We start from the raw sequence: 22,479 nt of genomic DNA, 5'->3' as shown, positions 1-22,479 counted from the left end.
ACCCGCCAGCAGACTCCCCTGCAATCCGCCGCATCGATTTACCGGATAACGCGGATAAAGTGGCAGTTGCCGGTCATTTTCCTTATAGTTAGCCGCTTATTCGCCGCCGAATCTGATGGTCCCAAACTAAGATTCAAGGCTGTCGCCAAGAGAAAATAGTGTGCACCAGATATTTGAAATGCTACTGGCGGTGTTTGATCGTGCCGCATTAATGTTGATTTGTTTATTCTTTCTGACCCGCACCCACCTGTTTCGTCAGTTATTGCAAAAAGAGAAGCACACACCACTGGAACTGGCAGCGGTAACCGCTATCTTCTCGTTGTTCGCTATTTTTGGTACTTATTCCGGTATTAACGTCGAAGGTTCATTAGTGAATGTTCGGGTTATTGCTGTCATGTCTGGCGGTATTTTATTTGGCCCGTGGGTAGGTATCATTACCGGACTTATCGCCGGCTCTCACCGATATTTAATTGATATTGATGGAATTACATCAATCCCCTGTCTGATTACCAGCATTATAGCCGGCCTGATGTCCGGCTATATAAATCTGAAAATAAAGAAAGAGCGGCAATGGAGTATCGGTATTCTGGCAGGCATGATTTGTGAGTCACTCACCATGCTATTGGTGATTATTTGGGCCAGGCCGACCGCATTAGGTATTGATATTGTGTCTAAAATCGCCATTCCTATGATCTTAGGGGCGGTTTGTATCGGGTTAATTGTCCTGCTGGTACAGAGTGTCGAAGATGAAAAAGAGGTTATTGCCGCGCGGCAAGCAAAACTGGCACTGGATATCGCCAATAAAACCTTGCCCTATTTTCGCAATATCAACGGCGAATCACTGCGCAGTGTGTGTGAGATTATTCGCACCGATATTAAGGCAGATGCTGTCGCCATTACCGACACCCAACATATTTTGGCTTATGTGGGGGTGGGCGTTGAAGCCTATAATATCGGTCATGAGATCATCAGTGATATTACCAAAGAGAGCATTCAGTGTGGGAAGATTACTATCCGCAATAATGATGAAGTCCATCGCACGCCACAAATTCACTCCCTCATCATTATTCCGTTATGGGAAAAAGGTGAAGTCACTGGCTCACTGAAGATCTACTATTGCCATGCACATAAAATTACCTATTCACTGAAAGTGATGGCGGTCGGCTTGTCACAAATTATCTCAACCCAGATTGAAGTCTCCCGTATAGAACAACTGCGTGAAATGGCAAATAAAGCGGAAATGCGCGCACTACAAAGTAAAATTAACCCGCACTTCTTATTTAATGCCTTGAATGCTATCTCGTCCTCAATTCGTATTAATCCAGATACCGCGCGCCAATTGATCATCAATTTATCCCGTTATCTGCGTTATAACCTTGAGCTGAATGACGAACAGATTGATATTCGCAAAGAACTACATCAAATTCAGGATTATATCGCCATCGAGCAGGCCCGCTTCGGCAGCAAGTTAACTGTGATTTATGATATTGACGACGATATTGCGCTGAAAATACCCAGCTTGTTAATTCAACCCTTGGTTGAAAATGCCATTGTGCATGGCATTCAGCCGTGTCGTGGTAAAGGTGTGGTGGTCATTGCGGTTAAAGACAGTGGCGACCAAATAAAAATTTCCGTAAAAGACACCGGTAATGGTATTAACCCAGAGACAATTGAGCGCGTGGCGAATAATGAAATGCCGGGCAATAAAATTGGTTTACTCAATGTGCATCATCGGGTGAAGTTACTGTATGGGGAAGGTTTACAGATACGCCGCATGGAACCGGGCACCGAGATCTCTTTTTATATCAGCAAAAATGGCGGCAAAATCCATGCTGACCCCCATATTCCAGCCGGAGTCTAATCCGTGAAAGCAATCATTGTTGAAGATGAGTTTCTGGCTCAAGAAGAGTTGAGTTACCTGATTCGCCAGCACAGCAACATCACCATTGAGGCAACCTTTGACGATGGGCTGGATGTGCTTAAATACCTGCAAAACCATCAGGTCGATGCTATTTTTCTCGATATCAATATTCCATCATTGGATGGCGTGTTATTGGCACAGAACATCAGTAAATTTGCCCATAAGCCTTATATTATCTTTATCACAGCCTATAAAGAGCATGCCGTTGAAGCCTTTGAAATTGAAGCATTTGACTATATTTTAAAGCCTTATCATGAGTCTCGTATTGTCACTATGCTGCAAAAACTCGAAGCGCTGCATAAGCGTGAGCACCAAAATAGAGAACAGACCAGCAGTACCAACCACCGTTCTGCGGCGCATACCATCAATTTGATGAAAGATGAGCGCATTATCGTCACTGACATCAATGATATCTATTATGCCGCAGCACAGGAAAAGGTCACGTTGGTCTATACTCGGCGCGAAGAATTCATTATGCCGATGAATATTACTGAATTTTTCAGCCGCCTACCGGAGGAGTACTTCTTCCGCTGCCATCGCTCCTATTGTGTCAATTTAGCCAAAATCCGTGAAATTGTGCCGTGGTTTAATAATACCTATATTCTGCGGCTCAGTGATTTGGACTTTGAAGTCCCTGTCAGCCGCAGCAAGATAAAAGAATTCAGGCAACTGATGCGTCTTTAAATGCATTTCATTCCGCGTGGAATGCAGCTCATTCCCCTTTCGATCTATAGTGATTAGCCCGCCCGTATACTGGTTTCATTCGGCGGGCTGATAACACCTCAAGACAAGATTTCCGGTGCCCCATCAGCGCGTAATCTTTGGCTTCCGACGCGATTGCAAATCATTGTTATGTTCGCAATAGCCATATTCGGGCCACATTGCATTGATGTTTAAGGAGTCCGGCATGAGCAGTAAACCGGTAAATCGTTGGCTAATTGTTGCGGGTACCATCATTGTTCAAATGGGGTTGGGAACTATCTATACCTGGAGCTTATTTAATCAGCCACTGGGAGAGAAGTTCAGTTGGTCGTTAGGGGCAGTTGCAACCACATTTTCCATTACCAGTTTTTCTCTCGCTATTGCCACACTGTTTGCTGGCCGCCTGCAAGAGCGCATCGGTATCCGTAAACTGACGTTACTTTCCGGTATCATTCTTGGTTTGGGCCTGATTGCCAGCTCTTTTGCCACATCATTAGGAATGATTTATCTATTGGCTGGTATCGTGGTCGGTTTCGCCGATGGCACCGCCTACATCACCACCCTGTCGAATCTGATCAAATGGTTCCCGGAACGTAAAGGGCTGATTTCCGGTATTTCAGTGGGGGCATTTGGTACCGGCAGCTTATTGTTCAAATATGTAAATGCCAGTCTGATTGCCAACCAAGGAGTGTCGCTGGCATTCTTCTACTGGGGCCTCATCGTGATGGTATTAGTAGGGGCTGGCTCTTTCCTGCTACAAGAAAAAGCGGTGGCACCACAGGTCAATAACAGCCTGCAAACCGCCCGTGCCGGGCGTGATTTTAGTGTCAAAGAGATGCTGGCGGTTAAAGAGTCTTACTTCTTATTTATCATCTTCTTCACCGCATGTATGAGTGGCTTATATCTGATTGGTATCGTGAGAGATTTAGGCGTACAACTGGCAGGAATGGACTTGGTGACGGCAGCCAACACCGTTTCAGCCATTGCCATCTTTAATACCGCCGGGCGCATTATCCTTGGCGCACTATCAGACAAAGTGGGCCGTTTGCGCGTAATCAGCTTCACCTTGCTGGTCACCACATTAGCGGTATCCGTGTTGAGTTTTGTTCCACTGACTCATGCGCTGTTCTTCTTGTGTGTCGGGGCGATAGCCTTCTGCTTCGGCGGCAATATTACAGTGTTCCCGGCGATTGTCGGCGACTTCTTCGGTCTGAAAAATCACAGTAAAAACTACGGTGTCATCTATCAAGGGTTTGGTTTTGGGGCTCTGGCAGGTTCGTTTATTGCCGCACAACTGGGTGGATATCAGGCGACCTTTATGGTTATCGCGGTGCTGTCAGTACTTTCCTTGCTGCTGACGTTGATAATCAAACCGCCAAAAGGTGCAGCAACCGAGACTGAAAGTACACCAACCGCAACAGCGGGCGTAACTGCCCGTAGCCATGCCTAATAGAGGGTGACACGGCCCACCATAACTAATACAACTCAGCCAGAGTTTGTAAAGTATGGGGGCTGGTTTAAAGCAATGATGTAAAAAAGCAGAGCCTTGGCTCTGCTTTCATATTTCAGCGATAGCGAACAAAAACCTTATAATTCATGTCCTAATGTCTGACGCAAGTAAGCGCCCGCCCCCAGCAAACCTGGTTGCTGATGGGTAATCATATAAACAGGAATATCTTGCAGGAAATCTTTGAAACGGCCTTTATCTTCAAAAGCACTGCGAAAGCCCGAAGCTGTAAAGAAATCCATAAAGCGTGGCACGATACCGCCAGCAATATAAACGCCGCCAAAAGTGCTGAGATTCAATGCCAGATTGCCGCCAAAACGGCCCATAATCACACAAAACAGTGATAAGGCGCGGCGGCAGTCAGTACAGCTATCCGCCAGAGCGCGTTCAGTAATATCTTTCGGTGCCAGATGTTCCGGTAGGCGTGCATCAGAAATCACGATAGCTCGGTATAAATTAACCAACCCCGGCCCGGAAAGTACTCGCTCGGCAGAGACATGGCCCAGTTCCTGACGCAATACCGCCAAAATAGAGTCTTCTTCTTCGCTGTTCGGGGCGAAGTCCACATGACCGCCCTCTCCCGGTAAGCTAATCCAACGGCGGTCCACATTAACTAAATGGGCCACACCCAGCCCAGTACCTGCACCATAAACTGCCACTGGTTTACCCGCTTGAGGCGTTGTGCCACCAAATTGCAACACATCCTGTTCGGACAACACCGGAATCGCCATCGATACTGCCGTAAAATCGTTGATCACCTCCAGATGATCCAACCCCAGGCTTTGCTGCATAGCTGCAATAGAAAATGCCCAAGTATGATTGGTCATCGCCACCCAATCCCCGGTAATCGGGCAAGCAATAGCGATACAGGCATCCTTTACGGTGACTGTATGCTCTGACAGATATTGCTTAATGACATCTTCCAGACTGTCGAATTCCAACCCTGAATATGTTTTTGCTTGTGATATTTCGCCCGTCGCCACAGCGCAAAGCGCCAAACGGGCATTAGTGCCGCCAACGTCACCCACCAGGGCATAGCTTGTCATCAGAAACTTCTCCGTTACAGGGATGCTTAACTTCAACTATGTCCACTGTAAAATCAGGCTGGAGAAACAACAATATCAATGCGCTAAACCCTTTCGCTTTGCGATAAAGATCACATAAAAACGTTTCAGCAACAGCAAAATACCGCTGCTGAAGGTGAAAAATGACGTAAATATTTAGCGTGAATTGCGCCCTTCCTCAGAAACCGGCTGCAATGTCGCAAGCTGGCGCGAGCGGATAACCCGCATCCGCAGGCTGTCATAGGCCCAGTTGTAACATACGGTGTAAGGCAGGAAGAACAAGAAGAAACCGATCTCCAACATAAATGCCTGTAATAGCGAAACACCCAACGTGAAAGCCGCGATAGGTAAGCCTATCAGGATAAAACCACCCTCGAAGCCCAGCGCATGGAGTACCCGCACGAGCAGAGTCTTTGCTACCCGACTGACTGGCCAGAAGTGGTCGAACAGACTGTTGTAAACAATATTCCACAGCATTGCCACTGAGGAGAGGATCAAGGCCAATGTTCCCATTTGCAGTATGGAGCGATCCAGTAACCATGCGCCGACGGGCGCACAAATGGCAACGGCAATCACTTCAAACCCAACGGCATGAATAATCCGCTCCAAGAGAGATCGGTGATGAACTTGCATAAAACACCTACTTAAATTAACTGATGACAGATTGTTAGAGGTGATTATCATCGTTTTTTAAGATAGATTAAAAATAGAACCCATCGATAAAATAGATAGTTTATGCATTATTCTCCCGAAGCCTTAATTGCATTTGTTGAAGCCGCAGCCCTTGGGTCCTTCTCCGCGGCAGCCCGTAAGCTACGCAAAAGCCAATCAACTATCAGCACCGCCATCGCCAATCTGGAAGCCGATCTGGGTTTGACCTTATTTGACCGCCAGGCGCGCCAACCGGTATTAACTGACCATGGTCGCCGGGTGCTATCCCATGTGCAGGAAATTCTGGCGGCCAGCGAACGGCTGGATAATCTATCAATACGTCTGGCAGGTCAGGTTGAAACCCGACTGACTTTTGTCCTTTCTGATACTTATCAACCAACACATCATGAGGACTTACTACGTCGCTTTGAGCAGCGTTACCCTGATATCGAATTTGAGTGCCTGATTGCCGAAGAGGGCGACGTCATTGACCTGCTGCAACTACGGCGAGCGCATATCGGTGTAGTAGAAGTTCAGTCGTACTATCCACCGGATATTGCGGCCAGCCGATTAGCCGCACAGACTGAAATGGCTATATTCGTGCAGCAGGGTCATGCGCTGGCAAAGCTCCCTCAGGTTCACCCCGAACAACTGGCTACCGCCCGGCAACTTTGCCTCAATACTTACAATCGTACTGAGCGCAACCAGTCGCAAGGGCTAATGTGGTCTGCCCCCAGCTACTTAATGTTGTTAGAAATGGCGGAGCAAGGCTTCGGCTGGGCGATTTTGCCACGCTGGCTGGTGGAGCAATACAGCCGTCAAAAACTGGTCGCGTTGCCCACCATTGGTTGGCCTAAAATGATCTCTATTGATGCGGTTTGGTCGAAAAAAAGCCCACCGGGGCCAGCGGGCTATTGGTTGTTAGACCAATTAACCGGTCGTAATGGTATCGATAAACCAGATGCCTAATTAGCTACCACTGTAATTATTTTCTGACATCCCTTTCTCCGCCTTATCTTGTGATCCCGTTAGCTTACGTCGTCGGTGAAAACGCATACACTAAACTGTCGTTTACTCTCGTTAATAAGGGTCATCATGGTCTATCAGGCAGCTTCCTCCCGTTATCAAGAGATGAAGTATCATCGTTGTGGTCGTAGTGGATTAATGCTTCCGGCAATTTCTCTTGGCCTGTGGCATAACTTTGGTGACAGCACGCTGTACGAAAATAGCCGCAATTTAGTGCATCGCGCTTTCGATAGTGGTATCACCCATTTTGATTTAGCCAATAACTATGGCCCGCCGCCCGGTTCAGCCGAGCTGAACTTTGGCCGCATCCTGCAACAAGACCTGCGCCCCTATCGTGATGAACTGATTATCTCTTCCAAAGCGGGATACACCATGTGGCCCGGCCCTTATGGTGACTGGGGTTCGAAGAAATATCTGGTAGCCAGTATCAACCAAAGCCTACAACGTATGGGGCTAGATTATGTAGATATTTTCTACCACCATCGCCCGGATCCTAATACACCATTGGAAGAAACCATGGCCGCATTGGACCTGCTGGTGCGCCAAGGTAAAGCGTTGTATATCGGGTTGTCCAACTATCCAGCGGCGCAAGCCCGTCAGGCCTGTGAAATTCTGGCAAATCTCGGTACGCCTTGCCTGATTCATCAGCCTAAATACTCTATGTTCGAACGCTGGATTGAAACCGGGCTGCAAGATACTTTGGATGAGTATGGCGTAGGATCTATTGCCTTTTCTCCGCTGGCAGGCGGCGTATTGACGGATCGCTATTTGGCGGGTATTCCGCAGGACTCAAGGGCTGCCAGTGGCAGTAAATTCCTTAATCCCGAGCAGCTTACCGCAGAAAAACTGGCCAAGGTGGGCCAGTTGAACGCATTGGCCCACGAACGCGGTCAGAAGTTGTCACAGATGTCTTTAGCCTGGGTATTACGTGGCGGGCGGGTGACTTCAGCACTGATTGGTGCCAGCAAAATCAGCCAGATTGACGACGCGGTTGGTATGCTAGCCAACACTGATTTCAGCACCGAAGAAATCAAACGTATTGAAGATATTCTGGTGTAAACGCTCTCTCCAAAGTCCCCAACAGGGGCACTCCGGTGCCCCTAATCCATCATTATTACAGATAAATCTCAATTTTTTATTTTACAGTTTTATCTGAATCACAGTTGCCGAACCGCAGTTTAAGATAGGCCATAGCCAATAAAGCTGCGCAAGGATAAATCATGTCAAAAGTGGATGTTTTGAAACCAACGATATTTAGACCTATTGCGTTAAGACCACTGTTATTAGTAACGATATTAGCCTGGTTTCCTCTCGTTCCTATGGCAAATGCCGAAAGTATTGAGCTACTCCCCAGTGTTTCATTGCAGATCGGTGAGCAAGATCGCCGTGGCAATTATTGGGATGGTTATGACTGGCGCGATCAACGATGGTGGCAGGATCATCAGGGGCGGGATTTAGGCGAACGAAATCGCCATGGACATTACTGGGATGGGCACCGCTGGCAAAACAGAGACTGGTGGCAAAAGAACTATTATTACCGTGAAGGGCGCTATCAGAAACACGATAAACATTATGACAACCACGGCAAGAAACATCATCGAGGGAAAGGGCATGACCGCCATCATGATGATGACTAATTAAAAAAGCTTCTGGCGGATGATTGGCTATCGATCCGCCAGTATGAAGAAGTTAGAGCAAGCTAATCAACAGATAAGCATTTAATCCAACCACCACTAACACAATCATCTTCCCCAAAATCTGAATCAATTTTGAGTTAACCATCTCTCCCATCAATTCTTTATTGCCAGTAAAGACCAGCAATGGAACTAACGCCAACGCAATACCAAAACTCAGCAGTACCTGGCTCATCACCAAGATCCGTGTTGCATCCATACCCGCCAGAATGACAATAAAGGAAGGCAACATCGTGACCGAGCGTCGCACCCAGATAGGGATATAAAACCGGACAAAGCCTTGCATGACGACCTGCCCTGCCAAGGTCCCCACCACTGTCGATGACAACCCAGCGGCAACCAGACTCAAACCAAAAATAGTGGCTGCGGCATTACCTAACAGGGGTTGTAGTGTGAGGTACGCTTGCTCGATTTCAGCAATACTGCCATAACCATTGAAATGGAAAGCCGCCGCCGCCGTTGCCATCATAGCCAGATTCACAAAACCGGCAATTGTCATGGCAATCGCCACATCCAATTTAGTCGCAGCATAACGAGAAGCCTTGGAGTTTTCTCCCGCCGTTTGCGTCAAGGATGAATGCAGATAAATAACATGCGGCATAATCGTGGCACCTAATACCCCGGCCGCTAGAAACACCGCGTCACGGTTAGGCAAGTCAGGAACCAACATACCGCGACCCAACGCCGCCAGTTCTGGTCGGGAGAAAATAAGTTCGACAATATAAGCCGCCGCTACAAATAACAGCAACCCACCGATAACCAGTTCGAGAGGTTTTTGCCCACGCTTTTGCAGCATAAGAATCAGGAAAGTGGCAATGCCGGTCAGGACAGCACCTTCAAGCAGGGTCACACCTAGCAGTAATTTAAACCCGATTGCCGCCCCAATAAACTCGGCCAGATCCGTGGCCATGGCGATGATTTCGGCTTGTACCCAGTAGGCCCATACCGCAGGCCGTGGAAAACGATCACGGATATGCTCAGCCAGATTTTTACCAGTGGCAATACCGAGTTTAGCGGACAGTAATTGGATCAACATAGCCATGATGTTGGCCCAAACCACCACCCACAATAAGGTATAACCGAAAGAGGCCCCCGCCTGAATATTGGTTGCGAAGTTACCGGGGTCGATATAACCGATGGCCGCGATAAAAGCAGGCCCCATCAGGGAGAGTTTTATCCTCCTTGATGTACGGCGGGATGTATCGACAGCACGGCTATTCAGCATTCAGTATTACCCTTGAAAACTTACGTCTACTTTCTTATCAATAATAATATCTAAATGATAATAATTATCAAGCGCACTTGGCGTGGTAGAACTTATCTCTCTGATAGCTAACACCGTATAATCAGCCGTGTAGCAATCATCCGTGGTAGCTTTCTGAAAAGTTGGGTTAAATGTTCCATCGCCCTTTTCGTAACGAATGACTACAATTGATCAACCTAGCATATTTAAACTACTTCCGTAGCAAATTATTAACATCCTATTTTTTGTGATCCACTCCACTAATTCGTTTGCATTAGTGCAAGTGAATTTCTATATTTGCTGCCTACATCTCGTTTTTAATGTAGCCGTTACATAAAATGTCCACCGAAATCTAGCCTGCCTCAAATTTGGAGCACACATGTCCCATATTCTGCAGTTTGCGTTGGCCTTAGTCGTGGTGGCCATATTAGCTCTGGCGATCTGTAAGGATCGTAAAAGCATCCGCATTCGGTTTGTTATTCAATTGCTGGTAATTGAAGTGTTGTTGGCGTACTTCTTCCTCCATTCGGAAGCTGGATTGGGTTTTGTGAAAGGATTCGCCGGTTTATTCGACAAGTTGCTTGGATTTGCCGCCAACGGTACCGACTTTGTCTTTGGCAATATGGGTGATAAAGGTTTGGCGTTCTTCTTCCTGAGAGTGCTGTGCCCTATCGTCTTTATTTCTGCTCTGATTGGTATTCTGCAATATATCAAAGTTCTCCCCGTCGTTATTCGTATCATTGGTACTTTGCTGTCTAAAGTTAACGGCATGGGTAAGCTGGAATCATTCAACGCCGTCAGCTCACTGATTCTGGGTCAATCTGAAAACTTCATCGCCTATAAAGACATTTTGGGCAAAATGTCTGAAAAACGCATGTACACCATGGCAGCAACCGCGATGTCGACAGTTTCTATGTCAATCGTGGGTGCATATATGTCAATGCTGGACGCGAAGTTTGTGGTTGCGGCGCTAGTACTTAACATGTTCAGTACCTTTATCGTGTTGTCATTGATCAACCCGTATAAAGCAGAGGACGAGGAAGAGTTGCAACTAAGCAACTTGCACGAAGGCCAAAGCTTCTTTGAAATGCTGGGTGAGTACATTCTGGCCGGTTTCAAAGTTGCTATCATCGTTGCAGCCATGCTGATTGGTTTTATCGCGTTAATTTCTGCGATGAATGCCTTATTTAGCTTGCTGTTCGGTATCAGCTTCCAGGGTATCTTGGGCTATGTCTTCTTCCCGTTTGCCTGGGTGATGGGCGTACCGACTCATGAAGCCTTACAAGTTGGTGGCATCATGGCAACCAAACTGGTATCTAACGAATTCGTGGCAATGATGGACTTGCAGAAAGTGGCATCAGAACTGTCGCCACGCAGCGTGGGTATTCTGTCAGTGTTCCTGGTTTCATTCGCTAACTTCTCCTCTATTGGTATCGTAGCCGGTGCGATTAAAGGTTTGAATGAGCACCAAGGGAATGTGGTTTCACGCTTTGGCTTGAAGCTGTTATACGGCTCTACGCTGGTCAGTGTGCTGTCCGCCTCTATTGCGGGCCTGGTACTCTAAGTATCAGAAAAAAATCTCTAAAGAGGCGCTACGGCGCCTTTTTTTATACCTGCGATTCATACCCGGACTATTTACACGGATGATGACTCTTTGAGTAATCAAAGGCTGGACAACTTTAGTGGGTAAGTTTAATGCCGCGACTGATGTGATATGCCCGTTAATAAGCAATAGATGGCGTTCTAAGTGAGGTAGTAAATATAATGGTGGGTCGTGCGGGATTACTCGGTCTCTGACCTCGCCCTTCGGGTCAACGCTCGCGCGTTGCTGTCTCGCTTCGCTCGGCTCGAACCTGAACGCAGGGTCTCACCCACACGATTTCGTGTAGTTTTTGAGTTTTTAGATCTGGGGAAGTTAATACGGTACTTGATATAATGGTGGGTCGTGCGGGATTACTCGGTCTCTGACCTCGCCCTTCGGGTCAACGCTCGCGCGTTGCTGTCTCGCTTCGCTCGGCTCGAACCTGAACGCAGGGTCTCACCCACACGATTTCGTGTAGTTTTTGAGTTTTTAAATCTGGGGAAGTTAATACAGTACTTGATATAATGGTGGGTCGTGCGGGATTACTCGGTCTCTGACCTCGCCCTTCGGGTCAACGCTCGCGCGTTGCTGTCTCGCTTCGCTCGGCTCGAACCTGAACGCAGGGTCTCACCCACACGATTTCGTGTAGTTTTTGAGTTTTTAGATCTGGGGGAGTTAATACGGTACTTGATATAATGGTGGGTCGTGCGGGATTACTCGGTCTCTGACCTCGCCCTTCGGGTCAACGCTCGCGCGTTGCTGTCTCGCTTCGCTCGGCTCGAACCTGAACGCAGGGTCTCACCCACACGATTTCGTGTAGTTTTTGAGTTTTTAGATCTGGGGGAGTTAATACGGTACTTGATATAATGGTGGGTCGTGCGGGATTCGAACCTGCGACCAATTGATTAAAAGTCAACTGCTCTACCAACTGAGCTAACGACCCATTATATAGATTTATTCGACATTTTTAACACGAGTCATGCGGGATTACTCATCCTGCGGATTCGCCCTTCGGGTCAACGCTTACGCGTTGCTGTCTCGCTTCGCTCGGCTCGAACCTTTAACCAATTGATTAAAAGTAACTATTCTGCCAACTGAGCTAACGACCCATTATATGGTAATACGAAGTAAAAGAAGTGGTGGGCGATACCAGATTCGAACTGATGACCCCCTCCGTGTAAAGGAGATGCTCTACCAACTGAGCTAATCGCCCACTTCTACTACCTTGAATCTTAATACTTTTAACAATGAGTGATGAGTGGTGGGCGATACCAGATTCGAACTGATGACCCCCTCCGTGTAAAGGAGATGCTCTACCAACTGAGCTAATCGCCCTCATCTATCTCATTTATTGCATAACACGTCGAGTTTGGTGGGCGATACCAGATTCGAACTGATGACCCCCTCCGTGTAAAGGAGATGCTCTACCAACTGAGCTAATCGCCCCGCCGTGTTGTTGGAGTCGCATTATAGGGATAGTTCGAAGTGAGTCAACGGTTTTTAAAACGAAAACAATCGTTCGCCGCAAATTTAAACAGGATGCGATATTTATCGCCGCTATGAACCTTTATTAAATGATCCCCAAAATATTTCAAGGTGCAGGACGGCGGCAAACAAATGAACCCGATGAGCTTACCCAAGGATGTGATTCGGGTGAGTGAGTGCGGCCAACACACCTGCAATTTGAAAGATGACAGGGATATCATCAATTGCATACCGGTAACATCGTTGAGGAATTACTACAGGGTGGTAGAATGTCGCCTACTTTTTCAAATTTCGAGCAACTGTCAGCTTTTGCTGACCGGCGTAGCGTAATAAGGCATCGATTCCAATGAAGATCAAAACCCGTTTTGCACCCAGTCCTACCGGCTATCTCCATGTAGGTGGCGCACGCACCGCATTGTATTCCTGGCTGTTCACCCGTCATTTAGGTGGTGAATTTGTTCTGCGCATTGAAGATACCGATCTTGAGCGCTCAACTCAGGAAGCTATCGACGCTATTATGGACGGTATGAACTGGTTGAATCTGGATTGGGATGAAGGCCCGTATTTTCAAACCAAACGGTTCGATCGCTACAATGCGGTGATTGACCAAATGTTGGAAAAGGGCACCGCTTATCGCTGCTATTGTTCTAAAGAGCGCTTGGAAGAGTTGCGTGAAACCCAAATGGCCAATGGCGAGAAACCTCGCTACGATGGTCGTTGCCGCGATAGCCAGTGCACTCATGGCGCTGATGAGCCATCAGTGGTGCGTTTTCGCAACCCGCAGGAAGGTTCAGTCATTTTCGACGACAAAATCCGTGGCCCTATTGAATTCAGCAATCAGGAACTGGATGACTTAATCATCCGCCGTACCGATGGTTCACCAACCTATAACTTCTGTGTCGTCATCGATGACTGGGATATGGAAATCACCCATGTTATCCGTGGTGAAGACCATATCAACAATACACCGCGCCAGATTAATATTCTGAAAGCATTAGGCGCGCCAGTGCCTGAGTATGCTCATGTATCAATGATTCTGGGTGATGACGGTAAAAAACTGTCGAAACGCCACGGGGCTGTTGGTGTTATGCAATACCGCGATGACGGCTATCTGCCAGAGGCACTACTGAACTATTTGGTGCGTTTGGGTTGGTCTCATGGTGATCAGGAGATTTTCTCTGTGGCCGAGATGACCGAGCTGTTTACCCTCGATGCAGTCAGTAAGTCAGCCAGTGCATTCAATACTGAAAAATTACAGTGGTTGAATCATCACTATATCAATAGCCTGCCACCAGAGCATGTTGCTGTTCACCTGTCATGGCATGTTGAACAACTGGGGCTTGATACCCGTAATGGCCCTGAGTTAGTTGAAATCGTAAAACTGCTAGGTGAGCGCTGCAAAACGCTGAAAGAGATGGCCGAGTCCTGCCGTTACTTTTACGAAGAATTTGACGAGTTCGATGCTGATGCGGCTAAAAAACATTTGCGCCCAGTGGCCCGCCAGCCACTTGAAGCAGTTAAAGCCAAACTCGCCGCCATCACCGCCTGGACCACTGAAAACGTTCACAACGCGATTCAGGGCACGGCTGATGAGTTAGGTGTAGGTATGGGTAAAGTGGGGATGCCGCTGCGTGTCGCAGTCACTGGTGCGGGTCAATCGCCAGGAATGGATGTCACTGTCCATGCTATCGGTCAGGCACGCTCACTGGCACGTATTGATAAAGCATTAGCCTTTATCAGCGAGCGCGAAGCACAACAATAATACGGTTATTGTGCGTTCAATCAGGCGGCTATTCAGGCCGCCTTTTTATTATTATTCGTTAGATAGTGTGAGCGACATTTAATATTTAATGCTATTTACCCGCTGATTTGGCGGCTTTTTCAGCGCTTAACGCGAGAAATCGAATTAGCCGTTGACACTGTTTCAGTGGTTTCATATCATGCGCCCCGTTCACACGATTTATTATGTGCACATTGGGGCTATAGCTCAGCTGGGAGAGCGCTTGCATGGCATGCAAGAGGTCGACGGTTCGATCCCGTCTAGCTCCACCAAATTTTCTTGTTTGATTGCATCATCAGGCCAGAAAAGGGTGGCATCATAGATAAGTCAGTACGAACAACCACATTTGTGGGGCTATAGCTCAGCTGGGAGAGCGCTTGCATGGCATGCAAGAGGTCGACGGTTCGATCCCGTCTAGCTCCACCACTCTTTAAAAAACCGGCTTATGGCCGGTTTTTTGCTTTCTCGCGCAAGCCTCCCTCACTCTTTGTCATTTATCTCTGTTATCCTGCGAACTAATCAAAGGTATTGATTACGGTGGAAATAGGCATGAATCAGCAGCAACAAATCATACAATGGCTACAGGCTGACCCTCATCGTATGCAGGCTTTGTCGATTGCCCGAGAGCTCGGGTTAAAGCAGTGGTGTCTGGCGGCAGGATTTGTGCGTAATCTGGTGTGGGATCAATTGCACGGGTACCCGTTAGCGACCGCGCTCAATGACATCGATTTAGTCTATTTCGATAAGCAACATGCCCACGAGCAGCATGACTTACAGCGAGAAGCGCAGCTACAGCAAAAGAGTGCGGCTCAGCATCTCTCCTTCCCCTGGTCAGTAAAAAATCAAGCCAGAATGCACCTGTATAGGGGTCGCCAACCTTATACCAGTACCGACGATGCTATTAGCTACTGGGTTGAAGTAGAAACAGCAATCGGTGCCAGGCTCAATGCGAGCGGCGATATTGAGCTGGTGGCTCCACTGGGTTTGGGCGCACTGTTTACCCGAACGATCACCTTGAACCCGAAAAACGGTGAGGTCGATACCTACTACCAACGGGTAAATAGCAAAGGTTGGCTGCAACATTGGCCTGAACTACGTTTGGTAATTTAACGTTTCAGAACCGTGTGGTGGCGTTTAAAAAAACAACCAAGTGATAAGCAAGTGATAAGATTGTGTAAAGCAGCCCTCAAAAGTTAAAGGTTAATATCCTCCCGTCGATAAGCATTACTCCATCCAGGTTTTACTAAGGAATAATGATGTCGAATACTATCTCTGCAGCATCCGTGTCAGTGAGCAGCAGTAGCTCTTCTGACAGCAGTGCGGCGGCACAAATTAAATCCATTAATCAGCAGATCCAAAAACTGACCGAAAAATTAAGTACCTTAAAAGATTCCGGTTTGACTGCAGATGAATTACAAAAGCAGCAGCAACAGATTCAGAGTCAAATTGCAGCGCTGCAAGCTGAGCTTGCCCGTATTCAGGCCAAGGAAGCGGATAAAACCAAAGAAGGTGACAACAATGCGGCAACTGCGCCCGCCGGTGATGGAGTAAACCGCCCTTCCGCACAGAACCAGATTGACGTTTATATTTAATAACATTGATATTCGGTTAAACAGTGATAGGGCGATGGCAACATAACGGCTATCGCCCTGTTTTAGAAAGTAAAATCAACCACGATTGAGGGGTTTTACCAAACCATCCAATCCCTCGATTTTAATGGTCAGCGTCAGCTCCATCAACATACCTAACTTGCCTGGTGGGAATTCCCCTTTGCGGGCGAACCAGAGCAGGTACTCTTCAGGTAAGTCGATTAATACCCGCCCTTGGTATTTACCAAACGGCATCCGGGTATTGGCAATCTCAATCAAATTCTCTTTTTCCATACAGCCCTCTGGCGTTACCACTATTCACCCAGCAGACGAATCATTTCCGCTTCATCAATGACTGTAATCCCAAGCTCCTGCGCTTTCGCCAGTTTTGAGCCAGCCGCCTCACCAGCAATAACCAGATCCGTTTTTTTGGAAACACTGCCACTCACTTTGGCACCTAAAGCAGCCAGACGATCTTTCGCTTCGTCCCGTGAGAGAATGGTCAGTGAACCCGTCAACACCACTGTTTTCCCAGCAAAGGGGCTATCAATCTCTTCGGCAATAATTTGCTGAGGTTCCGGCCAACTGATTACTTTCTCCAGCGCCGCGATCACTTTCTGATTGTGTTCTTCACCGAGGAAATTCCGCACGTGCCTGGCTACCACTTCCCCGACATCTGGCACACTTTTTAATGCATCGATATCTGCCGCGCGCAAATTAGTCAGAGTGCGAAAATGAGCCGCTAAATTAGCCGCTGTCGCCTCCCCTACCTCACGAATACCCAAAGCATACAGGAAGCGGGCAAACGTCGTTTGCTTCGCCTTTTCTAGCGCCGCAATCAGATTTTGCGCCGATTTTGGCCCCATCCGATCTAAACCGGTCAGCTTGCCTGCGGTCAGCTCAAATAGATCCGCAGGGTTCTCGACATACTGCTTCTCTACCAGTTGCTCGATAATCTTGTCACCCATTCCGTCCACATCCAACGCCCGGCGCGAGACAAAATGCTTCAACGCCTCTTTACGCTGCGCTGCACAGAACAGGCCACCGGTGCAGCGGGCAACCGCCTCACCTTCTACCCGCTCGATATCAGAACCACATACCGGGCAGTGCTCCGGGAAAACTATCTCTTTGGTATCCTGCGGGCGTTGTTCCATCACCACACCAACCACTTGTGGGATCACATCTCCAGCACGGCGAATAATGACGGTATCGCCAATACGGATACCAAGACGCTCAATTTCATCGGCGTTATGCAGTGTCGCATTACTGACAACCACGCCAGCCACCTGCACCGGTTCCAGACGTGCGACCGGGGTGATAGCACCGGTGCGCCCCACCTGAAACTCCACGTCGCGAACTTGAGTTATCTGTTCCTGCGCCTGAAATTTAAACGCCGTAGCCCAACGGGGAGCGCGTGCTACAAACCCCAATCTTTCTTGCAAGTCGAGTGAATCAACCTTGATAACCACGCCATCAATATCAAACCCCAAACTGGCACGGTCCTGTTCTACCTGACGATAGAAGGCAATGACCTCATCACTACCGGTGCATAACTTCACTCGATTACTGACCGGCAGCCCCCAGGCTTTAAATTGCATCAGGCGCTGAATATGACTGCGCGCAAGCTCACCGCCATCGAGTAAACCCAAACCATAACAGAAGAACATTAATGGCCGTTTGGCGGTGATGCGGGGGTCGAGCTGACGTAACGATCCGGCAGCAGCATTGCGTGGATTGGCAAAAATTTTACCGCCTTTGCGACGCGCCTCTTCGTTAAGTTGCTCAAAACCGGCTTGTGGCATAAAGACTTCACCGCGAACTTCCACCCGCTGTGGGATATTCTCCCCATGCAGGCGCAGTGGAATGGCACGGATGGTACGCACATTCGCGGTAATATTTTCACCCGTGGTACCGTCACCACGGGTAGCAGCTCTAACTAACTCACCATTCTCATACAATAGGCTGACCGCCAGGCCATCGAGCTTCAGCTCACAGCAGAAGGTCAACGGTTCAGCGGTTTTCAGCCGGTCATGCACCCGTTTGTCAAAAGCCAGGTAGCTCTCTTCATCGAAAACGTTATCAAGAGATAACATCGGCACTTCGTGTCTAACCTGTTCAAATGCATCAAGCGGCGCGGCACCAACCCGCTGTGTCGGTGAATCATGAGTAATCAATTCAGGATGTTGTGCTTCCAGGGAACGTAATTGCTGCATCAAACGGTCATATTCAGCATCAGGGATCTCAGGGGCATCCAACACATGATAAAGATGTTCGTGATGGCGCAATGAGGTTCTTAGTTGATTAATTTGCTGAATTATCGATTCCATGGCTCACCATCAAAGATAAAAAACCCCCGGCATGCGGGGGTTCGGGTTAATTCGATTCATTGCGAGGTAACGTTATCAGGCGCTAGCGTTTGCATCCAGCACTTCACGGATACGCGCCTTATACGTTTCCAGCTTCTGCGGGGTCATCATGCGGCGATCATCATCCAACACTACACCACCGACATCATCAGCAATGCGTTGGGCTGATTGCAGCATTAATTTAAAGTTCTGATTGGCATCACCATAAGACGGCACCATCATAAACATTGAGACACCCGGCGTTGAAAAATCAGACATGGTATCAGGGTCGAAAGAACCCGGTTTTACCATATTCGCCAAACTGAATAATACTGGGCCACTGCCTGCCGGGCTAAGATGACGATGGAAAATACCCATCTCACCAAACTGGAAACCAGACTGAAGAACACTCTGTAGCAGCAACTCGCCGCCAAGAGCGCCACCATGATGCGCAGCAACATGCAGCACCAAAACGGTCTCTTTCAGTTTCTGTGGTTTCACCTCTGCTGCCGGAGCGACAGGCTCTGGTTGTGATTCCACATGTTGTGGTGCCACACGAGGTGCAGGTTCTGCCACATGCTGTGGCTCTGCGTGTCGCGGTTGCGAATACGACTCTTCAACCGATCCAAGCAAAGGATCACGCTGTGATGCATGCGGTGGTTGCTCAACCGATAGCCCACCCAAAAGAGGGTCGTCATAGTCTGTTGGCACTGAAGCAAAAGGCTTGTGACGAGGTTCCGTCTTGACCTGAGCCGGTTTGGTATCAGTATGCTGAATAACCGGCATGTCTTCGTCGTCGTCATCAATATGACTAAACGAAGGCTTCTCCTGTGGATGAGCAGTGCGGACGCGCACTTCTCCTACCCCTTCATCGAGACTCTCGATCGGGGTTTCAACACGTTCTTGTTTCGGACGTTTAACTGGGCGATCGCGAAAAAGTGAAGAGCGTTCTTTACGGCTGGTCCATAAACCATGCAATAACAACGCTATTATGGCGATCGCGCCAACAACGATTAATATCAGACGCAAATCCTGCATCATTACTATCTCTGTTGTTCCAATACATTGCCACCGCGGCAAACATTCACCCTTTAACTCTATTTGCCAACGAACACAAGTGCAAGTCCGTGCTCAATTTTCTTCGAAGAAAGATGATTATGCTAGATGTTTCGCTCGTTTTTTGCACAATATGTGACTATGCAGTGGGAAATCATACCGATATGATACGTGGGTCAATAGACTTACAGAGAACTGAATGGCATGGCGTATACGCAAAAAGCGGTAAAAAAGGTGAGTGGTGTCCATTATTTCGCCCAAGGATGGCAATTAATTTCCCGTCCGGGTATCCGGCGATTTGTTATTTTGCCCTTACTGGTAAATATTCTGCTGATGGGGGGCGCTTTCTGGTGGTTATTCAACCGTATAGGTGATTGGGTTCCACAATTGATGAGCCATGTTCCCGACTGGTTACAGTGGCTGAGTTATTTGTTGTGGCCAGTAATGGTTATCTCGGTGCTACTGGTATTCAGTTACCTGTTCAGTACCCTGGCCAATATTATTGCAGCCCCCTTTAGCGGCTTGCTGGCTGAGCAACTGGAGGCCAGTCTGACGGGTAAACCACTGCCAGACACCGGTATATGGGGAATAGTTAAAGATTTGCCGCGCATCATGGCGCGCGAGTGGCAAAAACTGGCTTACTACCTGCCCCGGGCATTAGGGCTGCTGCTGCTCTACTTTATCCCTGGCATTGGTCAGACCGTTGCGCCGGTATTGTGGTTCTTATTCAGTGCCTGGATGCTATCAATTCAATATTGCGATTATCCCTTTGATAACCATAAAGTGAGTTTCCAGCAGATGCGCAGTGCATTGCGACAAAATAAAGTCGATAACTTGCAATTTGGTGCACTGGTGAGCTTGTTTACTATGATCCCATTCCTTAATCTGGTGATTCTGCCGGTTGCCGTTTGCGGAGCCACCGCAATGTGGGTAGATCGTTACCGCGACCAGTTTACTCAACCACCTCGTTAATCTCCTTTGGGCGTGCCAGCCACGCCCTTAAAGCTATTGGGATTAAAACTTATTTCCTAATAACATATCGATATACTAATTACTTACTTCCATAGCCATACTGTTAGCGTATGCTTTGAACGTTTCCTACATTTTCATAGAGTTAAAGGACGGGCTATGAGCAAGATATATGAAGACAACTCTTTAACAATCGGCCATACGCCGCTGGTTCGTCTGAACCGTATCGGTAACGGGCGCATTTTGGCGAAGGTTGAATCACGCAATCCAAGTTTCAGCGTTAAATGCCGTATCGGTTCCAATATGATTTGGGATGCCGAAAAGCGCGGCATTCTGACCGCAGGCAAAGAGCTGGTAGAACCTACCAGCGGTAATACCGGCATTGCTTTGGCATTTGTTGCCGCCGCTCGCGGTTATAAATTAACCCTTACCATGCCAGAAACCATGAGCATTGAGCGCCGTAAGCTACTAAAAGCGCTCGGCGCTAATCTGGTCCTGACCGAAGGGGCCAAAGGGATGAAAGGAGCCATTGCTAAAGCGGAAGAGATTCAAGCAACTGACCCTGACCGTTACCTGATTTTGCAGCAATTCAGTAATCCAGCGAATCCGGAAATTCATGAGCAAACCACCGGCCCGGAAATTTGGGAAGATACCGATGGTGAAGTGGACGTCTTTATCGCAGGTGTCGGTACCGGTGGTACCCTGACCGGTGTTAGCCGCTACATTAAAAATACCAAAGGCAAAGCGATTATCACTGTGGCGGTTGAACCGACTGACTCCCCGGTTATCACGCAAGCGTTGGCTGGACAGGAAATCAAACCCGGCCCACATAAAATCCAAGGTATCGGTGCTGGCTTTATTCCCGGCAACCTCGATCTGAGTTTGGTTGACCGCGTAGCGTTGGTAACCAATGATGAAGCTATCTCAATGGCTCGCCGTTTGATGGACGAAGAAGGTATTTTGGCCGGTATTTCTTCCGGTGCAGCAGTTGCGGCAGCAGTCAAACTTTCCGAAGAAGATGGCTTTACTGACAAAACAATTGTGGTTATTCTTCCCTCCTCGGGTGAGCGTTATTTAAGCACAGCATTGTTTGCAGATTTGTTCACTGAGCAAGAGCTGCAACAGTAGTCAGGCTGTCGCACTAAATGCTAAAAAAGCACCCTCATGGGTGCTTTTTTTGTGGCGCACTTCAAAGTTTTTACTACATAAAGATTGATTTTACCCTCTGGGTTTAGTATTTAACCGGTCAATTATTTTGATACGCGAAATTAATCGTATCTTGAGTGAATCTCTGGCTGAATCGATTTAACAATTATGCAATGCGACAAAAAATGTCATCACCGAACGTGGATTGAAGACATAACGCAAAGAGAGCATTATTCTTAGATACGACAGTGTCGATTTTAGACCTGAATTCAGGTTGCATCAGAAACTGTCTTTGTGACTTGCCGGTGGTTGAGGCATAGTCATGCGCAAGTCAGATAGTCTTGTTATACGCGCACCAATACAGGCTAAAGTTTGGGTTCTACACTAAACTTTAGCTCCACAACATAAATCCAATAAGTTGGGGAAATACAATGTTCCAGCAAGAAGTTACTATTACTGCACCAAATGGTCTGCATACCCGCCCGGCTGCCCAGTTCGTAAAAGAAGCAAAAGGCTTTGCGTCTGAAATTACTGTGATCTCTAACGGTAAAAGCGCCAGCGCCAAGAGCCTGTTTAAACTACAAACTCTGGGCCTGACCCAAGGTACTGTTGTTACGATCTCGGCTGTTGGTGAAGATGAGAAGAAAGCTGTTGAGCATCTGGTAAAACTGATGGCTGAGCTTGAGTAATCACGCACGCTTTTTTAGTTAACACCAGTC

19 protein-coding genes, 6 tRNA genes and 5 other RNA genes are annotated in these 22,479 nt (G+C 47.8%); 15 read left to right on the top strand and 15 right to left on the bottom strand.

Annotated features, from left to right (window positions below; genetic code table 11):
* Positions 1–160 precede the first annotated feature (160 nt).
* From V1955_RS05940 to V1955_RS05930, 3 genes are all read left to right on the top strand, one after another.
* Entirely contained in the window at positions 161–1,861 is a 1,701-nt protein-coding gene (locus V1955_RS05940; RefSeq protein WP_083163474.1) for a sensor histidine kinase, read from the top strand.
* A gap of 3 nt (positions 1,862–1,864) precedes the next feature.
* The gene (locus V1955_RS05935; protein WP_083163471.1) at positions 1,865–2,605 is read left to right on the top strand and encodes a LytR/AlgR family response regulator transcription factor; all 741 of its coding nucleotides are present in this window, start codon (positions 1,865–1,867) and stop codon (positions 2,603–2,605) included.
* Between the two features lie 223 nt (positions 2,606–2,828).
* Positions 2,829–4,073, top strand: coding sequence for an L-lactate MFS transporter (locus V1955_RS05930; protein ID WP_442820634.1), 1,245 nt, complete (start codon positions 2,829–2,831; stop codon positions 4,071–4,073).
* A gap of 137 nt (positions 4,074–4,210) precedes the next feature.
* Here V1955_RS05930 and glk read toward each other — a convergent pair whose 3' ends face one another.
* Together glk and V1955_RS05920 are read right to left on the bottom strand one after the other, a co-directional pair.
* The gene (glk, locus tag V1955_RS05925) at positions 4,211–5,176 is read right to left on the bottom strand and encodes a glucokinase (RefSeq protein WP_442820633.1); all 966 of its coding nucleotides are present in this window, start codon (positions 5,174–5,176) and stop codon (positions 4,211–4,213) included.
* Between the two features lie 174 nt (positions 5,177–5,350).
* Complete coding sequence (locus tag V1955_RS05920; RefSeq protein ID WP_083163464.1) at positions 5,351–5,827, bottom strand: multidrug/biocide efflux PACE transporter; 477 nt, start codon at positions 5,825–5,827, stop codon at positions 5,351–5,353.
* 102 nt (positions 5,828–5,929) lie between these two features.
* Between V1955_RS05920 and V1955_RS05915 the strand changes: the two genes are divergently transcribed.
* From V1955_RS05915 to V1955_RS05905, 3 genes are all read left to right on the top strand, one after another.
* The gene (locus V1955_RS05915; RefSeq protein ID WP_083163462.1) at positions 5,930–6,814 is read left to right on the top strand and encodes a LysR family transcriptional regulator; all 885 of its coding nucleotides are present in this window, start codon (positions 5,930–5,932) and stop codon (positions 6,812–6,814) included.
* A gap of 126 nt (positions 6,815–6,940) precedes the next feature.
* A complete protein-coding gene (locus V1955_RS05910) occupies positions 6,941–7,930 on the top strand; it encodes an aldo/keto reductase (protein ID WP_442820632.1) in 990 nt (329 codons plus the stop codon).
* A 161-nt stretch (positions 7,931–8,091) separates the two neighbouring features.
* Positions 8,092–8,508, top strand: coding sequence for a DUF2502 domain-containing protein (locus V1955_RS05905; RefSeq protein ID WP_372569427.1), 417 nt, complete (start codon positions 8,092–8,094; stop codon positions 8,506–8,508).
* 52 nt (positions 8,509–8,560) lie between these two features.
* Here V1955_RS05905 and V1955_RS05900 read toward each other — a convergent pair whose 3' ends face one another.
* Positions 8,561–9,790: an Nramp family divalent metal transporter gene (locus V1955_RS05900; protein WP_420073378.1), complete on the bottom strand. Its 1,230-nt coding sequence runs from the start codon at positions 9,788–9,790 to the stop codon at positions 8,561–8,563.
* 397 nt (positions 9,791–10,187) lie between these two features.
* On the opposite strand from V1955_RS05900, the gene V1955_RS05895 reads away from it, so the two are divergent.
* The gene (locus V1955_RS05895; protein WP_083163451.1) at positions 10,188–11,372 is read left to right on the top strand and encodes a NupC/NupG family nucleoside CNT transporter; all 1,185 of its coding nucleotides are present in this window, start codon (positions 10,188–10,190) and stop codon (positions 11,370–11,372) included.
* A 201-nt stretch (positions 11,373–11,573) separates the two neighbouring features.
* Here the strand turns inward: V1955_RS05895 and V1955_RS05890 are convergent.
* The 9 genes from V1955_RS05890 to V1955_RS05850 form a co-directional block, all read right to left on the bottom strand.
* Positions 11,574–11,699, bottom strand: a non-coding RNA gene (locus V1955_RS05890) — RtT sRNA.
* 45 nt (positions 11,700–11,744) lie between these two features.
* A non-coding RNA gene (locus V1955_RS05885) (RtT sRNA) lies at positions 11,745–11,870 on the bottom strand.
* A 45-nt stretch (positions 11,871–11,915) separates the two neighbouring features.
* Positions 11,916–12,041, bottom strand: a non-coding RNA gene (locus V1955_RS05880) — RtT sRNA.
* A gap of 45 nt (positions 12,042–12,086) precedes the next feature.
* A non-coding RNA gene (locus V1955_RS05875) (RtT sRNA) lies at positions 12,087–12,212 on the bottom strand.
* A gap of 45 nt (positions 12,213–12,257) precedes the next feature.
* Positions 12,258–12,333, bottom strand: a tRNA-Lys gene (locus tag V1955_RS05870).
* 43 nt (positions 12,334–12,376) lie between these two features.
* Positions 12,377–12,468, bottom strand: a non-coding RNA gene (locus V1955_RS05865) — RtT sRNA.
* Positions 12,469–12,527: 59 nt separating this feature from the next.
* Positions 12,528–12,603: transfer RNA gene (locus V1955_RS05860), tRNA-Val, on the bottom strand.
* 46 nt (positions 12,604–12,649) lie between these two features.
* A tRNA-Val gene (locus V1955_RS05855) sits at positions 12,650–12,725 on the bottom strand.
* A 35-nt stretch (positions 12,726–12,760) separates the two neighbouring features.
* Positions 12,761–12,836, bottom strand: a tRNA-Val gene (locus V1955_RS05850).
* 385 nt (positions 12,837–13,221) lie between these two features.
* Here V1955_RS05850 and gltX point away from each other — a divergent pair.
* The 5 genes from gltX (at position 13,222) to V1955_RS05825 (ending at position 16,247) form a co-directional block, all read left to right on the top strand.
* Entirely contained in the window at positions 13,222–14,637 is a 1,416-nt protein-coding gene (gene gltX, locus V1955_RS05845) for a glutamate--tRNA ligase (protein ID WP_372569428.1), read from the top strand.
* Between the two features lie 214 nt (positions 14,638–14,851).
* A tRNA-Ala gene (locus V1955_RS05840) sits at positions 14,852–14,927 on the top strand.
* A gap of 78 nt (positions 14,928–15,005) precedes the next feature.
* Positions 15,006–15,081, top strand: a tRNA-Ala gene (locus V1955_RS05835).
* A 123-nt stretch (positions 15,082–15,204) separates the two neighbouring features.
* A complete protein-coding gene (locus V1955_RS05830) occupies positions 15,205–15,765 on the top strand; it encodes a nucleotidyltransferase family protein (RefSeq protein ID WP_083163446.1) in 561 nt (186 codons plus the stop codon).
* Between the two features lie 146 nt (positions 15,766–15,911).
* On the top strand, positions 15,912–16,247 hold the full coding sequence (locus V1955_RS05825; protein WP_083163444.1) for a FlxA-like family protein: 336 nt from the start codon (positions 15,912–15,914) through the stop codon (positions 16,245–16,247).
* A 75-nt stretch (positions 16,248–16,322) separates the two neighbouring features.
* On the opposite strand, the gene V1955_RS05820 is transcribed toward V1955_RS05825, so the two are convergent.
* The 3 genes from V1955_RS05820 to zipA form a co-directional block, all read right to left on the bottom strand.
* Positions 16,323–16,538, bottom strand: coding sequence for a DUF3820 family protein (locus tag V1955_RS05820; protein WP_442820631.1), 216 nt, complete (start codon positions 16,536–16,538; stop codon positions 16,323–16,325).
* Between the two features lie 20 nt (positions 16,539–16,558).
* The gene (ligA, locus tag V1955_RS05815) at positions 16,559–18,571 is read right to left on the bottom strand and encodes an NAD-dependent DNA ligase LigA (protein WP_442820630.1); all 2,013 of its coding nucleotides are present in this window, start codon (positions 18,569–18,571) and stop codon (positions 16,559–16,561) included.
* Between the two features lie 75 nt (positions 18,572–18,646).
* Entirely contained in the window at positions 18,647–19,630 is a 984-nt protein-coding gene (gene zipA / locus V1955_RS05810; RefSeq protein ID WP_442820629.1) for a cell division protein ZipA, read from the bottom strand.
* A gap of 219 nt (positions 19,631–19,849) precedes the next feature.
* On the opposite strand from zipA, the gene cysZ reads away from it, so the two are divergent.
* The 3 genes from cysZ (at position 19,850) to ptsH (ending at position 22,449) form a co-directional block, all read left to right on the top strand.
* Complete coding sequence (gene cysZ / locus V1955_RS05805) at positions 19,850–20,617, top strand: sulfate transporter CysZ (protein ID WP_372559579.1); 768 nt, start codon at positions 19,850–19,852, stop codon at positions 20,615–20,617.
* A 156-nt stretch (positions 20,618–20,773) separates the two neighbouring features.
* On the top strand, positions 20,774–21,742 hold the full coding sequence (gene cysK / locus V1955_RS05800) for a cysteine synthase A (RefSeq protein WP_083163436.1): 969 nt from the start codon (positions 20,774–20,776) through the stop codon (positions 21,740–21,742).
* Between the two features lie 449 nt (positions 21,743–22,191).
* Positions 22,192–22,449, top strand: coding sequence for a phosphocarrier protein Hpr (gene ptsH, locus V1955_RS05795; RefSeq protein WP_083163435.1), 258 nt, complete (start codon positions 22,192–22,194; stop codon positions 22,447–22,449).
* Positions 22,450–22,479: the final 30 nt, after the last annotated feature.

The sequence above is a fragment of the Yersinia sp. 2545 StPb PI genome (assembly GCF_052217125.1).
Lineage (GTDB): Bacteria > Pseudomonadota > Gammaproteobacteria > Enterobacterales > Enterobacteriaceae > Yersinia > Yersinia enterocolitica_E.
This window is presented reverse-complemented; position numbering and strand designations above follow the sequence as displayed.